Here is a 15881-nt window from a genome sequence, read left to right as displayed (position 1 = left end):
TCCTAATAATATCGAACTAATACATGGCCCTGGATGTCCGGTTTGTGTAATGCCCAGGGGTAGATTAGATGATGCGATCGCTCTGGCGGAAAAACCCAGTGTTATTTTTACGACTTTCGGCGATGCGATGCGGGTGCCTGGTTCTCAAAAAAGTTTGTTGCAGGCAAAAGCTCAAGGTGCAGATATTCGGATGGTTTATTCTCCCCTGGATAGTTTGAAAATAGCTCAGGAAAATCCAGACAAAGAGGTGATTTTCTTTGGTTTAGGTTTTGAAACTACTGCCCCCAGTGCAGCTTTAACTATTTTGCAAGCAGAAGCGGAAGGTATTGAAAACTTCAGTATTTTTAGTAATCATGTTTTGGTTGTACCTGCTTTAGAAGCATTATTGAGTAACCCAGATTTAGAATTACAAGGTTTTGTTGGACCTGGTCATGTGAGTATGGTTATTGGTACCGAACCCTACCGCGTAATTTCGGAAAAATATCGTAAACCATTAGTAGTATCAGGATTTGAACCTCTGGATATTTTGCAGTCTATCTGGATGTTATTACAGCAAATGCTAGAAGGTCGTTGCGAGGTAGAAAACCAATATAGTCGTGTGGTGAAAGAAGGAGGTAATAAGGTAGCACTGGAAGCAATGGGCAAAGTATTTGAAGTGCGGGATAAGTTTGAGTGGCGTGGTTTGGGAGATATTCCTGAGTCTGGGTTAAAAATTACTGATGCTTATGCTTGTTTTGATGCGGAAATTAAGTTTTGCGTGCCGAATAAAAAAGTTGCTGATGCTAAAGCTTGCCAATGTGGGGAAATTCTCAAAGGTGTTTTGAAACCTTGGCAATGTAAAGTATTTGGTACTGCTTGTACTCCAGAAAATCCTATAGGCACTTGTATGGTTTCCTCAGAAGGTGCTTGTGCTGCTTATTATAAATATGGAAGGTTGTTTAAGAAGGAAGAGGGAAGAAGGAAGAAGCGGTGCGACCCCGCGTCGGCGGCAGACGCAAGGGAATGCGCACCAAGAGAGGAAGAAGATAAGGTATTTAGTTTTAATATCAAATAAGGATAAGAAGGAAGAAGGAAGAGGTAAGAAGGAAGAGGGAAGAAGGAAGAAGATAAAGTATTTAATTTTAATATCAAATAGACATCTCCAATAATCAAAAATAAAATCAATTTTCGCACATAAATTATCAATTATTTCCCTGTACGGACGTTGCATACAACGTTCCTACTCCCTCTTTTAGAGGAGATGTCTAATAGATTCAATAGTGGTTCTATATATATTAGTAAAATAGGAGGAAAAAACCATGCCATTTATAACTATTCAAATTGCTGATGGTCATTCAATTGAACTCAAGCGTAAACTAGCAAAAGCTGTGACTGATACTGTTGTTTCTACTTTAGGAACAAAGCCAGAATGGGTGACAGTTCATATCGACGAATTTAGTCGAGAAAATTGGGCAGTTGGCGGTCAACTTCATATTGATAAACATCCCGGTCGTCATGCAGAAAAAGTAGAAAATAATAGTTAATTTGCCTGGAAAAAATTGACGGTTAATTTGAAAAAGTCAGCAATTAATTATTTTGAAGTAGCACTCAGCAATGAGCAATCAGCAATCAGCTTCTCAAGGTGTATAATGGGGGATACTCAATAGAAGTCGCTCCACGTCTACAAACCCCCATAAAAGGCGCACCACTAATTTTTCAAATAAGCTTGTGGGACTTAAACCCTTGATTTTTCAGCGCTCCAGCTAAATGTTGACAAGGGTCGCATTCCGGAACGTCCAAGCTGATAGCTAGTTCAAATTACCGTTTAAAAATTATGCTGAATCAAGACATAGTAATCAGAGATGCAGTTCCCAATGATATAAAAACAATTATGGAATTGCTGTATTTAAAAGCAGAATTTGACGGCTGTCCCGAATCTTTAAAAGCAACAAGTGAGCAATTAAAGAAAGATTTATTCTGCCCAATACCCCTAACTTATATTTTATTAGCTGAAGTAGGAGGTAATGTTGTAGGTTTTGCTAGTTATCATCGAATTTATTCCACCTTTTTAGCTAAACCTGGTATTTGGCTAGATGATTTGTATTTAAAAGAAGAATACCGAGGTCAAAAAATTGGTAAAGCTTTAATGACTCGTCTGTGTCAAATAGCTGAAGAAACAGGTTGCGGTAGAATTGATTGGACTGTGAATATTAATAATTCTCAAGGTATTAATTTTTACGAAAAAATGGGAGCCAAGATAATAGAAAAAGTGAGATTATGTCGCCTGGAAATTCATTGAAGAAGGCAGAAGGCAGAAGGTCTAATTCCTTATGAATTAAAACCCCAAACATTTTTAAGCACTATCGTTAATGGTGGGGTATTAAACTCGCAAAAGAAAAGGTAATTAAAAAAAATTATGTCTACATCATTTAATTTAACTAATAACTGATAACTGATAACTGAAATGACACCCAAACAACATTCTTTATTTCAAAAAATCGAACAAGCGCGACGTCGCCAGACAAAAGTACGCGACACCAACGTTACCCTCGCCCACGGTAGCGGTGGTAAAGCAATGCGGGACCTCATAGAAGATATTTTTGTCGGCAACTTTGATAACCCCACCCTATCTCAACTAGAAGACCAAGCAACATTTGACCTGGCAACTTTTACTGCTCAAGGAGACAGACTTGCTTTTACCACCGACTCTTATGTAGTTGACCCCATCTTTTTTCCCGGAGGCAATATCGGCGAACTGGCAGTCAACGGTACTGTTAACGATCTAGCAGTAAGTGGAGCAAAACCTTTATATCTCTCCTGCGGAATAATTATTGAGGAAGGTTTCCCTGTTGACTCCCTCCGAGAAATAGCCAAAAGTATGAAAACTGCAGCAGATGTCGCCGGAGTGAAAATTGTCACTGGAGACACAAAGGTTGTTCACCGAGGTGCTGCGGACAAATTATTTATTAATACTGCGGGGGTAGGTGTAATTCGCTCCGGCGTTTCTATTTCTGCCCAAAATCTTCAACCAGGGGATGCCATTATTGTAAATGGTTATCTCGGCGACCACGGAGCAGCTATTACGATCGCCCGTGGAGACCTAGCTTTAGCAACGGAAGTCAAAAGCGATACTCAACCTTTGAATGGTTTGGTTGATAATATTCTGGATGTTTGTCCGGAAGTTAGGGCAATGCGAGATGCTACCCGTGGTGGTGTGGCAACAGTATTAAATGAGTTTGCCATGAGTTCCGAAGTAGGGATAAGAATTTTTGAATCTTCCCTACCAGTGCGGGAGGAGGTGCAGGGAGTCTGTGAAATTCTCGGTCTCGACCCTTTATATTTTGCTAATGAAGGTAAGTTAGTGACAGTGGTTCCTGGAGAAAAAGCGGAAACTGTTTTAGCTGCAATGAAATCTCATCCTGCGGGTATTGATGCTGCTATTGTGGGCGAAGTTATTGCTTCTCCTCCAGGAATTTTACTGTTGCAAACCACTTTTGGCACCGAGCGTATTGTAGATATGTTAGTAGGAGACCAACTGCCAAGAATTTGTTAAAAACTATTCCGGAACGGAAAGGGGATGAGCAACCCCTCCTAAAATTCAACGACTATTAGACATTTTCTCTTGTGGATATGTTGGTAGGAGACCAACTGCCAAGAATTTGTTAAAAACTATTCCGGAACGGAAAGGGGATGAGCAACCCCTCCTAAAATTCAACGACTATTAGACATTTCCTCTTGTGGATATGTTAGTAGGAGACCAACTGCCAAGAATTTGTTAAAAACTATTCCGGAACAGAAAGGGGATGAGCAACCCCTCCTAAAATTCAACGACTATTAGACATTTCCTCTTGTGGATATGTTAGTAGGAGACCAACTGCCAAGAATTTGTTAAAAACTATTCCGGAACAGAAAGGGGATGAGCAACCCCTCCTAAAATTCAACGACTATTAGACATTTCCTCTTGTGGATATGTTAGTAGGAGACCAACTGCCAAGAATTTGTTAAAAACTATTCCGGAACAGAAAGATGTACAATTTGAAGACATATTTTGAACGTATAACAAACATGACAACCATTATCACCCAAAAGCTTTTTGTGCTTCTGCTTTGCTAATAAACATAAATCTAACCTCAGTAAAAATTACTGAAGTTAAACAGGGTAGCTCTCAACAATGTTGTGGTATAAATAATAAGCTTTTTTCTATTAATACTAAAATTTATGAGCAAGAAAAAACCTTGGGATGAAGACTGGAAACTTCCTAAACAAAAGCAAATTGGTAGTGGAGGTCAAGGTCTGATTTTTCTAGTAGAACCTAAAAACGATTTGTTTCCTCCTGGCAAATATATACTCAAGAAGCTTAAAAACCAAGAAAGTCTTGAAAGGCGTTCAAGGATGCACATTGAAGTAACTGCTATAGAGAGACTAAATGTATTAGATTGCCCTAATATACCAAAGTTAATTGATTCAAATTCCCAGTATTTTCGAGATAAAGATTTCCCTCTCTATATGGTAATTGAATTTATAGAAGGAAGTACTCTATATGACTTCATAAGTAAGGGGATAATGGATGTATTTGATGCGATAAATTTGACACTTAATTTATTAAAAACTCTTGAATTTTGCCATGAAAAAGATATAGTCCATAGAGATATTAAGCCTACCAATATTATTGTTAAAGATAACAATATTGACACTCCATTCCTAATAGATTTTGGTCTATCTTTCAACAAAGAAGATGATATAAATGTGACACCTATAGGACAGGATGTAGGAAATAGGTTTTTGTTTCTTCCAGAGCATAGACGAGAAAGTGGTTTACAAAGAGACCCAAGGTCAGATATAACACAAATTTGTGGTATTTTATTTTTTCTAATAACAGGAAAAGAACCTATTTATCTTTATGATGAAGAACGAAACAAACCACATCAAACTGAAAAAGCTCAAGAGAAATTATCAAAATTACCAGAACACATACTATTAAGAATTAATATGGTTTTTGATACAGCTTTTATAGAAATGATAAGTTCTCGTTGGCAGTCTATTCCTGCTCTTAGAAATGCTTTAACAGATATTTTAGAATCAGAAAATCAACAGTCTAATGAAAATTTTTTGATAGATAGAATTAAACATAAAGCATCAAGTAATATAAAAGATGGGTTATTTATAAATGTAGCTCATAAGTTTCTTGATAAAGTTTATGATATTGTTTATGATTTGTTTGAAGAGCTTTACTCTGTGATACCTGAAGATAATCCAAAATTAGGGCTTCTTATTTTAGGAGATAAAGCAAGAACTAAACAACCAGAAATAGACTGGAAAAATTTAACATTTTCTAATTCAGGTCTTGGTATAACTTATAAAGATAAACAATTTTCTCCTGGATTTGAAGGATACTTAACAGGAAATGAAGTTGTCTTAGTTTATGTTAAACACTATATTCCTAAGTCAGAACTTCATAGACAGCGTTCTTTCAGTAAGATGGTTGCTGGTGAAGATTCATATGTACATGAATATTTAGATAAATATGAAAACAGTAAAACCCCGTTACTCAGAACTTCTCTAAAGGAACCTAATTTTACTACTTTAAAAGAAAATGTCAGAAGGTTATATATTAAAGGTATAGATGACATAATGAACTAATTTAGGCTGTATGTACAGGACTACCATAGATTTAATATAAATTTTTGAAGTTCACAACCTGAATATTTGAAGAACATGACAATTTTTTTTGATGCTAAAATTGAAATTATAGAAATTAATAAATATCAATAACTTCCTGGATTTTCCGATAAGTATCATCTGGTTAAATTCTTACTTCAGTCAACCGTAATAAATTCGTTTGAAGTTAATATTTGGGTTCATTCTAATTATCCAGAAGCAGAAATAATTAAAGTTGCTAGAACTTTTTTAAAATCGTCGTTTACAAGATTTTGTATAATTAACAAGTGAGGATATTTGTGCACCAGATAAAGTTGATGCTTTGTGGCAGTATTTCAACAATTAATAATTAATAATTAAATAATTCTGGTTTAAAGCCTACCCTTTTAAGGGGAAAAAAGAAATAATATTTCCTGATATTCAATCCTCTCGGTTTTAACCAGAGGTAATTATCAATTATCCATTATCAATTATCAATTAATGAAAGCACTTTTGAGGATAGTGAGGTACACTTATAGAACTATTCTTATCAAAATAATTGGGTCGCGCAACCCTTTTTTTTAAGGCCAAATATTTTTGGAGCGGGGATCAAATCCCCTACTTCCCCTCCCCCTCCTGGGAGGGGCTAGGGGTGGGTTAACTTCTGACTTCTGACTTCGTTAAATTCCCTGTTCCTTAGAGCAATAAAACTTTGTAACTCATCAACTAGAAAACTGCTGTAATCACAGATAAGGAAAAAAATTATGTCTACATTACCAACACAAACAAATATTGAGTCATCCCTCAAAAGTTTCAAAAAGCAACCAGAAGATTTTGAATTTTTAGAACCAGATATTAGTGATGTTATTACTGAGGATGATACTCCTGTAGATCATTTAATTACTGAGAAACAACAACGACTATTAACTACTACTTTATATAGTTCTTTTTCAACAGACTTACCATTTTTAGCAACTGCGAATGTCGGGCTTTTTTACGGCAATAAAATACCACCCCTCGTACCAGACGTTCTCCTCAGTTTACGAGTCAAAGTACCCGAAGATTGGAGTCAAAAACAGAATCGTTCTTATTTTGTATTTTCTTTTGGTAAACCTCCAGAAGTAGCTATCGAAATTGTCTCTAATAAAATCGGTAATGAACTAGGTAGTAAATTACAAGATTATGCTTTTGCTGCGGTTGGTTATTATGTCATTTTTGACCCACTTAAACAACTTGGGGAAACTATTTTACGAGTATATGAATTACGAGGTAATAGTTATGTAGAGCTAGGGAATTTATATTTGTCTCAAGTGGGATTAGGTTTAACAATTTGGCATGGTATTTTTGAAGAAAAAGAATTTGATTGGTTGCGCTGGTGTGATGATTCGGGGAATATTTTGTTAACTGGAGATGAACGAGCCGAACAGGAAAAACAACGAGCCGAACAAGAAAAACAACGTGCTGAACAAGAAAAACAACGTGCTGACCGACTAGCAGAAATTCTCAGGGAAAGAGGTATTAACCCTGATGAACTTTTGTAGTTAAAAAATGTGGTGAGCGACCGCCTACTACTGAGATTTTTTTGGGAGAGAGAAAATAGTTTTTTCATCAGTCAATATAAATAGTCTGGGACTGAATTTTTGAAGCTGAAAATTCTCTGCTTATTCCCGAATTGTTCGCTTAATAATTACCTGAAAAACTGGAAAAATTATGTAAATATGCACGAACTAGGAATTACTCAAAATATTGTTGCCATAGTTGCCGAAAATGCTCAGGATAAATCAGTCAAACGAGTCACTTTAGAAATAGGTAAACTTTCTGCCATTATGCCTGATGCGATTGAATTTTGTTTTGACGTTTGTAGTAAAGGTACTGTTTTAGAAGGTGCAAAATTAGAAATTATCAAAATTCCCGGTTTAGGAAAATGTCGTCAATGTGGAGCAGAAATTCCCCTTGAGCAACCATTCGGCGTTTGTCATATTTGTAATAGTGTGGAAATCGATATTATTAAAGGTCAAGAACTTAAAATCAAAGAAATGGAAGTAGAAGAATAATGTGTGTAATAACAATTTGATAACTGTTTGCTACAAATAGTTATCAAATTGGTATTATTCTAAATTCATAGAGCAAATTACTGTGATGTGCTTGAATAGAATAGCAGTTAAATTCAGGAATCAACATACATGGCCACCAGACTAATTAAACTGGAAGATGGGATTTTGGTTGAAGCTGAAGTTCCAGATAATGAAGCAAAGCCGATTTCTACTAATGTTGCTAAAGATGTTAAATCTAGTTTTGCACAAGTTAAACCTATATTAGTTAGTATTAGTCGTCCTATTGCTGAAGCTTGGCAAGAAATTAATAAAGATATGGAAATTGAACAAGCTGAGGTGGAAGTAGGTTTTAATTTCGAGGGGGAAGGTAATCTCTATATTACTAAAGGAAAACCAGATGCAAATTTAAAAGTGAAGTTAGTTCTGAAACCAATTGCACCAAAACCATTTGATGTAATAACGGTAAATAGCAAAGGTGAAGAAATTAATCGTAGTTCCCATGAAGCAGTATTTTTTACTGAAGATTTGGGTAAAGGTATAATGTTGGAAATGGTTTCTATTCCTGGGGGTAGTTTTGTTATGGGTTCCCCAGAAAATCAAGTAGAAACAGATAATTGTGAAACTCCCCAACATGAAGTTACTTTGCAACCTTTTTATATGAGTAAATACCCTATTACTCAAGACCAATATCAAGCTATTATGGGTGAAAACCCCTCTCACTTTAAAGGAGGAAAGCGCCCTGTAGAAACTGTAACATGGCACAATGCTATAAAATTTTGTCAAAAGTTATCCAAAAAAATTGGGAAAACCTACAAACTACCCAGTGAGAGTCAATGGGAATATGCTTGTCGTGCTGGTACAACCACACCGTTTTATTTTGGGGAAACTATAACGACTGATTTAGTTAACTATAATGGTAACTATACTTATGGCGATGCTCCCAAAGGTGAATATCGAGGAGAGACAACTGATGTGGGGATTTTTCCTCCTAATGCTTTTGGTTTATATGATATGCACGGGAATGTGTGGGAGTGGTGTCAGGATATTAGACACGATAACTATGAAGGTGCGCCTAATGATGGTAGTGCTTGGGAGACTGGAGGAGATATTAAGATACGAGTGCTTCGTGGTGGGTATTGGGAGGATGAACCTTGGAATTGTCGGAGTACCTTCCGTCTCTGGGGCGATGCCGACTTCTGCAACAATAACAGAGGTTTCCGTGTGGTTTATTTGCCTGGTGTATAGTTTCTTAGTTTCTTTGACACGCTGTACTATCGTAGAAAACATTCAACCTCAACAAATGCCTAATTAGTAAAGACCATACACAACAATTGGAACGCACAAATGGTATCAGACAGCAGAACGGTCGATGCCATCGCCGACAGAATAAATTTGGTAAGCTATGGCAACTTGTTTGAGATAACAGTAAGGTTGGCGATCGCCTATTTCAATTGGATTTGGGTTCATAGTCGTAAGCAGAATACAGTAGGAGTCAAACCACCCGCGAGCCCCTCCCAGGAGGGGAAGTCAGGAGGAAAGAAAGAAGAAGGAAGAGAAAGAACTGGAGTTGAAGAAGAAAGTTTTTTGATCACTAATTATCCAGACATGATATTAATCAAAATCAAACTAATCTATACGATCGCCATAGTTCACAACTATAGTACTTGTGCTGATCGAAAAATTACTCACAATCAACTTCATCTATACAAAGACAGGCTGTGCATCAAAATCAGTCATCAGATTTAAGATTTAGTTAAAAATTGACCAGAACCACTAGAATTGAAAAATAAAACATTCGATCGAATTTGGAAAATTTTTATATTATATCATGTTCGGATAATCAGTTATAAAAAACCTGATCTCTTTGAACCAATATTCCCTTCTGCCTTCAGCATAGCTGCCTTCAGCATAGCTGCCCTCTGCCTTCCTTTCTCCAAAGTATAAGTATTTAACCAAACATAATATTAGGCCATCAGAAAAAATAATACGAATAGTACAATTTTAAGAGAAAATTATACTAGCAATCTCAAATATATGATTTAAGGAGAAACAAAAATGATATACAGCCGTAGATTAGCCAAAATAATAACCCCAATATTCATCTGCCTATTACTATTGACATCTGCTTGTGGTGGAACCAAACAACCAAGTCGTTTTGACCAGGCCCAGCAACAAAGCAAAACAGAACGTCCTTCCCAAGCTGAACAAGTATCTGGCGGTAGTCTCAACAAATACTTCCCATCATCAAGTGGCGACTATAAACTAAACTATGCTCAAGAGAAAAAAGGTTTTGCTCAAGCAAGTCTCAAAAAAGGTGGTCAAGAAGTAGCAGTCATGTCTATCAATGATATCTCCGCTTCCCCTGCAGCAGCCAACAAATTCCAAAATAGTAGCAAGGAAATAGGAGGATATCCAGCAGTTGAACAAGGCAAAACTACCACTGCGGTATTAGTAGATAATCGTTTCCAGGTAAAAGCTCAATCAAAAGATGCCTCATTTACCGCCAGCGATCGCGAAGCATGGCTACAAAAATTTAATCTAAGTGGTCTATCAAGCCTCAAATAAAAAATTCTGCCCTCAAACTAAAACAACATAGTCTTCCTATGTTATAGCAGTGCGCGCTGGTATATTTACCAATTGCAGGAACTACCCAATAGCTAAAAGTCTCATAAGATTTCCTACGGAATGCTTGTGCAAACAGTTTTTTATTTCCCCTATTGCCTGTTACCTGCGCAAAGCGCTATAACTTTCAAATTTTAACTTTTTAATTAACCAAAGGAGCAACATACAAATGAGTAAACCAATCTTTGAATTAGTAGATGAACTGCCCACTGACAATATTACAATTAAAGCCTTACGCGCCTTAGACTTTGTTGTCCCTGGAGAATGGGATAACTTGGTAGGATTTGAAAATACCATCCGCACTGTAACTGGGGAAGACGATGAAGACCTAATTCAGCAAATAGGCGATCGCGCTGTAATTCTATTCAATGACAAAGCTCAAGGATATCAACGTGCTTTGTGGCTATACCAAACTGTCAGTGGAGCAGGTCGTGCTGTAGGTGCGGCTACTCTAGCTAATATGGTTGGAGATAAAATACCTCTGGTCGGAGGTTTGTTAACTAGCCTCACTCCTAAACCAGGAAAAGCCCAAACTATCGATCTATCTCTAAAAGTAGTTGCAGAATTATTAGGTTTTTGCTCTATCAATGGCATTCCCGGAGATAGTATTGGTGATTTTGTAGGAGCTTTGGGTGATTATAGTGGGGAATCTTTGATGCGGTTAGCAGCCTTAGTTTGTTTTGATGGTTTAATTCCCCTTGGGCCAGACTTTTTACAAGCAGTTTCAGAATGGATCGAACAACTATCCCCCTCAGACCTAGAAGAAAACGAAGGTTTTAGGGAAATGGAAGATGCTATTCCTGGGGATGGTAAAGACAGTAAGTTAGGCTTTATCGGGGAAGCTTTCGGTTCCGTTTCTGGCTGGATGGGAGATTTTGTCAGCGATCGGGGCATTACTCCCCATAATGTGGCCAATAGTCTGCAAGGTTTTGTAGAATTTAGCGATGATAAATTGGATTATTTGGCTGCATTCCTAGATGTGAGTACCAATTATTATGAACATACAGGAGTTCAAACCCTGGCTCGTCGTTTAGTAGAACGAGCTTATGCAGAAATTTAATTAAGGAAGCATTATGGCTGAAGAAAAAGAAGCTCAACAATCTGAAACTAAGCCTGCTGGAGGCAAGGTAAAAAAAGAAAAGCCCCCTGCTGTGGAAGATAAGCCTTTTGCGGAGTTTATGCAGCAAGATTATTTGCCAGCTTTACAAGAAGCTCTAACTCAGCAAGGTATTGACGACCTGGACTTGAACCTAGTCAAACAGAAATTACCTATGGTTGGCCTCAGTTCATCTGAAGAATGTTGGCAAGTGATGGGTAAGTTTAAACAGGGCCAGCGTCAGTTCAATGTTTATTTTCCTAAAAAAGATATTAAAGGCCCCAGAGCTTTTTCTTGTGCAGACAATGGCGCAAAACCTGCTACTCTGGAACCTTTTTTAATTGATGAGCGTAAAATTACTCTGGGTTTATTAGTGTTTGGCGTGATTCAACGTCTAAATGCTCAAAAGTGGCTAAGTTTAAATTAGTGCAAAAAGGCAGGAGGCAGAAGGCAGGAGGCAGAAGGGAAGGAAGGTTATTGTAAAAGCTTTTGAACCTTTTTAACTGGTTAGTTATTTTCGCTATCCTGCACTAGAAAGTTAAGTTGTAGCGATCTTTTGTGTAGTAGATACTATGTTTCTCTCTGCTCCAACTAACTCGCTGCCCCATCGATCTCGAATAATTGTGTAGAAGTCCACGTCTGTTTCTAGCAAGCAGGCGTGACCACTATTTGGCAGAATAACCATTTTAGCTTCAGGCAAGTGCTTGACTAAAAACTTAGCTTGTGATATAGATGGCAATAGTCTGTCGGCTGCGCTAGCAATAACTAATACAGGTTTTTTTAATTTTTTTAGTTGATTCTTGTCTACCTGGAATGAACGCATTAATTCTAATCGCCAGATTGAGGTCTGTTGAGAAACTGACTGCATGGCCTCTAGTAAGGCTTGACGTTCTGCCCTTTCTATCCGGCCAAGAGCTGCTAAAAATGGTAAAGTCCCTGTCACCGATAATCTATACAAATAGCTTGGTAGGTATTGAGTTAGATATGAGCCATATTTGACTAAAGGTTGTTGACTAAATGAGGAGGCTGAGTTGACTAAAATCAGCTTGTTGAATAATTCAGGAGTAGTAAAAGCAACTTTTAGTGCTAGACATCCACCAAAAGACTCTCCACATAGGTAAACTGGTCTTTCCGGTATTGCCTCTCTTTCTATTTCAATTAACTCTACTGTCTTTTCTAATAACTGTTTCCAGCTCGATAGATCGTTGGGTGGAATACTCAGACAGCGAATATCAAAAGCACTTGATAATCTGGACTGTTGCGATCGCAACAATTTACCTGTTCCATCCATAGCAGGCAAGAAAATCAATAGAGGTAATTCTGGTCTAGGTGTAGTTGGCCTTAAAAAACTAATTTGGCTATTTGCCACTTGCATGATTGAATACAAATAAAAAGTAATTAATGATTGATAATTTAATGATTAACAGTTAATATTTCTGAGTAATTTATCATTTAGCTTTTATATCTATAGATTAGAATTTTTTTTCTACGAACTACCTAATTATTACTTAAGATTCGCCTAGTGCAGGATGGCGGAAACAACTGACCAGTTAAAAAATCCTAAAACAATTACAAATGAATACTCTTGACTTTTAACTTCCGCGTAGTGGCACTGGTCTGACTTAACTAACAATATAGTAGTTTTGGGGAAAACAAAATTCAATTATTTAATTATTAAATTTATTAATGAATAAGAGCAATTTTTTATATTAGTTTCTAGAATAAAATAGAGAGATAAATCAAGTAAAATCTAAAGGTTTAATCCTTAAATACAACCTTCTATAAGTAAATTAGCAATTTCTTGGCTAACATAATCAGTCAAATTGTTGACTAACTCTTTAGCGTACTTTCCATAATATTGCTGACGGTGGGAAGACTTAACCCAAAACGGGCGACCAAACATGATATTAGAACGCTGATAAACTATCGCTGGATGCCATCCAGGTTGATTAAATAAAGGTTCTGAAGGATCAAAAAAACTTAACAACTTCAAAGGTATTCTCGAAGAAATTAACTGCTCATCAGATGAAGCGATCGCCACTGGCAAAATTGCCAAATTTGTAACTGGCGAGCGTAAGGCCAAATGAGCAAACCCCCTTTGAAAATCACTAATCAAATTAGGTGGAGTACACCGAACCATAGGTGCAGCTCCTTCTGGAAAAACTCCTACCATTTCTTCCGCTTGTAATAACTGTGTTGCCTGTCGGAAAAAACCTTGTTGTCTACGACTCGAATTATCTAAAGGAAAACAACCCAAACCAGTAACCATTTCTCGTAGTACAGGCACTTGGCCCATATAGTGATGACAAGCAAATTTAATTTGTCGATTAACGGCCACTGTAAGTAACAAAGGGTCCATAAAACTACGATGGTTACTTACAACAATTATGCCTCCTTCTGAAGGAATCCTGTCTGCATGATAAACAAAAGTTCTACTGCCAATAGCAGCTAAGAACAAACGAGAAATCAGCAGTAAACTATTTGCTTGGTCTCCCATCTTGCCTCTGAATAATTATGTATGTCAATTCTAGACTCTCATAAATATTTTCTCAGGATAGTAACGTTAGGATACCAAAAGTTAAAATTTCTTTGAGAAAGTCCAGGAAAACATAATAACAGCATTACTGTTATGGTAGGGGGCTTTATTGGCTTTTACAGCTCTATTAATTAATGATGTTGACTAGGTCAATAAACAACCAGTTAAACAAAGTATAAATCAAATAGGTCGATACTACTAGACTCGTTATGATTGTACCCAGAATCAGTTCAAATCAATAGTATTTTACTCTGATTTTCCATGAAAAACACATATAAAACTCAGGATACCTTTGCAATTACAACTCCCCTTTACTATGTTAACGCTCTACCACATATAGGCAGTGCTTATACAACTATTGCCGCCGATACGGTAGCTCGTTTTCAAAGGCTACAAGGTAAGTCAGTGCTGATGATTACTGGCACAGATGAGCATGGCCAAAAAATTCAAAGGACAGCTCAGAGCAAAGGAAGATCCCCCCAAGAACATTGTGATTTAGTGGTATCAGGATTTGAGTCTCTCTGGCAACAACTCAATATTCAATATGACCGTTTTAGTCGTACTACTGCATCTAACCACGAGTTAATTGTCAAAGAATTTTTCCAAAGAGTTTGGGACCGGGGTGATATCTATTTAAGTCAGCAACAAGGATGGTATTGCGTAGCTTGTGAAGAATTTAAAGAAGAGCGCGAACTTCTAGAAGATAACTATTGCCCGATTCATACTAACCAAAAAGTAGAATGGCGCGATGAGGAAAATTACTTCTTTCGTCTTTCTAAATATCAGGAAAAACTCCAAGCTTTTTACCAAGAAAATCCTAATTTTATTCAACCAGAAAGTCGTCGTAATGAAGTCTTAAATTTTGTTAACCAAGGACTACAAGACTTTTCAATCTCTAGAGTTAATGTAGATTGGGGTTTTCAAGTACCAGTAGATCCCAGCCATACTATCTATGTTTGGTTTGATGCTCTATTAGGTTATGTAACAGCACTCCTAGATCCTGATAGTGAACCTACTCTAGAGAATGCTTTATCAAAGTGGTGGCCGATTAATCTACACCTAATTGGTAAAGATATACTGCGTTTCCATGCTGTTTATTGGCCAGCAATGCTAATGTCAGCAGATTTACCAATCTCTCATCATGTTTTTGGACATGGATTTTTGACCAAGGATGGGAAGAAAATGGGTAAATCTCTCGGTAATACTTTAGATCCATTTGAATTACTAAAAAAGTATGGCTCTGACGCAGTTCGTTACTATTTTCTTAAAGAAATAGAATTTGGAGTTGATGGTGATTTTAGTGAAACCCGCTTTATCAATGTCCTAAACGCTGACTTAGCTAATGACTTGGGTAATCTGCTAAATCGTACTCTCAAAATGGCTCATAAATACTTCAAAGGCCAAATTCCAGATATTCACGGTGAGGAAGTAGAAGTTACTCATCCACTTAAGACAATAGGTATGGGTTTGGGCGAACAAGTTATTCAAGCTTATACTGATTTAGCTTTTAGTCAAGTTTGTGAAGCGGTACTGGCCTTAGTTAGAACTGGCAATAAATATATAGACGAAACTGCTCCTTGGAGTCTATATAAGCAGGGTCAGTTAGAGGCCTTAGCAGAAGTGTTATATTCTGTGTTGGAATCTGTTAGACTAGCGTCCTATCTTTTATCGCCAATAATTCCAAATATTAGCAATGCTATCTATCAGCAACTAGGTTTCTCAAATGACTTTAACGATAAATCAGTAATTAATAGTTCAAAAATTTTTGTTAAACAAGCAAGCTGGGGCGATTTACCAAAAAATCAAATTCTTGGGCAACCTCAACCTATTTTTCAAAGAATAGAACTGGTAGAAACTGTTTCTTAAAAAGCTCTTTGTAGTATCGTTTTTTTCAAATTACATCGTCTATTTTTTGTGCTGAAAAATTATATCTGAGTTAAGAATTCCATTTCTTTAT

The 15881-nt window shown here is 36.9% G+C and carries 14 protein-coding genes and 1 pseudogene; 13 read left to right on the top strand and 2 right to left on the bottom strand.

What is annotated here, in order from left to right; genetic code table 11:
- The 12 genes and pseudogenes from hypD to F6K15_RS19185 all read left to right on the top strand — a co-directional run.
- Positions 1-1054 (top strand): hydrogenase formation protein HypD (gene hypD, locus F6K15_RS19245; protein ID WP_293063315.1); only part of this gene is annotated, 1054 nt, incomplete at its 5' end.
- 244 nt (positions 1055-1298) lie between these two features.
- Positions 1299-1523 (top strand): 4-oxalocrotonate tautomerase family protein, encoded by a 225-nt coding sequence (locus F6K15_RS19240; RefSeq protein ID WP_293063314.1) that lies wholly within the window; start codon positions 1299-1301, stop codon positions 1521-1523.
- Between the two features lie 290 nt (positions 1524-1813).
- Positions 1814-2278, top strand: coding sequence for a GNAT family N-acetyltransferase (locus tag F6K15_RS19235; RefSeq protein ID WP_293063312.1), 465 nt, complete (start codon positions 1814-1816; stop codon positions 2276-2278).
- A 165-nt stretch (positions 2279-2443) separates the two neighbouring features.
- Positions 2444-3532, top strand: a complete 1089-nt coding sequence (gene hypE / locus F6K15_RS19230) for a hydrogenase expression/formation protein HypE (RefSeq protein ID WP_293063310.1) — start codon at positions 2444-2446, stop codon at positions 3530-3532.
- A gap of 665 nt (positions 3533-4197) precedes the next feature.
- Positions 4198-5619 carry a protein kinase gene (locus F6K15_RS19225; RefSeq protein ID WP_293063308.1) on the top strand — a complete coding sequence of 474 codons (1422 nt, stop codon included), beginning with the start codon at positions 4198-4200 and terminating at the stop codon, positions 5617-5619.
- Positions 5620-6380: 761 nt separating this feature from the next.
- Positions 6381-7157, top strand: coding sequence for a Uma2 family endonuclease (locus F6K15_RS19220; protein WP_293063306.1), 777 nt, complete (start codon positions 6381-6383; stop codon positions 7155-7157).
- A gap of 177 nt (positions 7158-7334) precedes the next feature.
- Entirely contained in the window at positions 7335-7670 is a 336-nt protein-coding gene (hypA, locus tag F6K15_RS19215) for a hydrogenase maturation nickel metallochaperone HypA (protein ID WP_293063304.1), read from the top strand.
- 129 nt (positions 7671-7799) lie between these two features.
- Positions 7800-8915 carry a CU044_2847 family protein gene (locus F6K15_RS19205; RefSeq protein WP_363268290.1) on the top strand — a complete coding sequence of 372 codons (1116 nt, stop codon included), beginning with the start codon at positions 7800-7802 and terminating at the stop codon, positions 8913-8915.
- 62 nt (positions 8916-8977) lie between these two features.
- Positions 8978-9155: pseudogene (locus F6K15_RS19200) on the top strand (IS1 family transposase); the annotation flags it as partial.
- Between the two features lie 570 nt (positions 9156-9725).
- Entirely contained in the window at positions 9726-10235 is a 510-nt protein-coding gene (locus F6K15_RS19195; protein ID WP_293063302.1) for a hypothetical protein, read from the top strand.
- Between the two features lie 226 nt (positions 10236-10461).
- Complete coding sequence (locus F6K15_RS19190; RefSeq protein WP_293063300.1) at positions 10462-11352, top strand: hypothetical protein; 891 nt, start codon at positions 10462-10464, stop codon at positions 11350-11352.
- A gap of 13 nt (positions 11353-11365) precedes the next feature.
- Positions 11366-11815, top strand: coding sequence for a DUF2996 domain-containing protein (locus F6K15_RS19185; RefSeq protein WP_293063298.1), 450 nt, complete (start codon positions 11366-11368; stop codon positions 11813-11815).
- Positions 11816-11926: 111 nt separating this feature from the next.
- On the opposite strand, the gene F6K15_RS19180 is transcribed toward F6K15_RS19185, so the two are convergent.
- Both F6K15_RS19180 and F6K15_RS19175 read right to left on the bottom strand, forming a co-directional pair.
- Positions 11927-12763, bottom strand: a complete 837-nt coding sequence (locus tag F6K15_RS19180; protein ID WP_293063296.1) for an alpha/beta fold hydrolase — start codon at positions 12761-12763, stop codon at positions 11927-11929.
- A gap of 390 nt (positions 12764-13153) precedes the next feature.
- A complete protein-coding gene (locus tag F6K15_RS19175) occupies positions 13154-13885 on the bottom strand; it encodes a 1-acyl-sn-glycerol-3-phosphate acyltransferase (protein WP_293063295.1) in 732 nt (243 codons plus the stop codon).
- A gap of 300 nt (positions 13886-14185) precedes the next feature.
- Here F6K15_RS19175 and metG point away from each other — a divergent pair, with 300 nt between their 5' ends.
- Positions 14186-15790 (top strand): methionine--tRNA ligase, encoded by a 1605-nt coding sequence (gene metG, locus F6K15_RS19170; protein WP_293063293.1) that lies wholly within the window; start codon positions 14186-14188, stop codon positions 15788-15790.
- The last annotated feature ends 91 nt before the right edge of the window (positions 15791-15881 follow it).

Origin of the sequence: Okeania sp. SIO2B3 (assembly GCF_010672525.1) — a bacterium.
Lineage (GTDB): Bacteria > Cyanobacteriota > Cyanobacteriia > Cyanobacteriales > Microcoleaceae > Okeania.
This window is presented reverse-complemented; position numbering and strand designations above follow the sequence as displayed.

Excerpts from the sequence above, each read along its gene's own strand:
- hypA (WP_293063304.1), top strand. The coding sequence starts at position 7,335 with ATGCACGAACTAGGAATTACTCAAAATATTGTTGCCATAGTTGCCGAA.
- F6K15_RS19205 (WP_363268290.1), top strand. The coding sequence starts at position 7,800 with ATGGCCACCAGACTAATTAAACTGGAAGATGGGATTTTGGTTGAAGCT.
- F6K15_RS19195 (WP_293063302.1), top strand. The coding sequence starts at position 9,726 with ATGATATACAGCCGTAGATTAGCCAAAATAATAACCCCAATATTCATC.
- F6K15_RS19180 (WP_293063296.1), bottom strand. The coding sequence starts at position 12,763 with ATGCAAGTGGCAAATAGCCAAATTAGTTTTTTAAGGCCAACTACACCT.
- metG (WP_293063293.1), top strand. The coding sequence starts at position 14,186 with ATGAAAAACACATATAAAACTCAGGATACCTTTGCAATTACAACTCCC.
- F6K15_RS19235 (WP_293063312.1), top strand. The coding sequence starts at position 1,814 with ATGCTGAATCAAGACATAGTAATCAGAGATGCAGTTCCCAATGATATA.
- F6K15_RS19190 (WP_293063300.1), top strand. The coding sequence starts at position 10,462 with ATGAGTAAACCAATCTTTGAATTAGTAGATGAACTGCCCACTGACAAT.
- F6K15_RS19225 (WP_293063308.1), top strand. The coding sequence starts at position 4,198 with ATGAGCAAGAAAAAACCTTGGGATGAAGACTGGAAACTTCCTAAACAA.
- F6K15_RS19185 (WP_293063298.1), top strand. The coding sequence starts at position 11,366 with ATGGCTGAAGAAAAAGAAGCTCAACAATCTGAAACTAAGCCTGCTGGA.
- F6K15_RS19220 (WP_293063306.1), top strand. The coding sequence starts at position 6,381 with ATGTCTACATTACCAACACAAACAAATATTGAGTCATCCCTCAAAAGT.
- F6K15_RS19240 (WP_293063314.1), top strand. The coding sequence starts at position 1,299 with ATGCCATTTATAACTATTCAAATTGCTGATGGTCATTCAATTGAACTC.
- F6K15_RS19175 (WP_293063295.1), bottom strand. The coding sequence starts at position 13,885 with ATGGGAGACCAAGCAAATAGTTTACTGCTGATTTCTCGTTTGTTCTTA.
- hypE (WP_293063310.1), top strand. The coding sequence starts at position 2,444 with ATGACACCCAAACAACATTCTTTATTTCAAAAAATCGAACAAGCGCGA.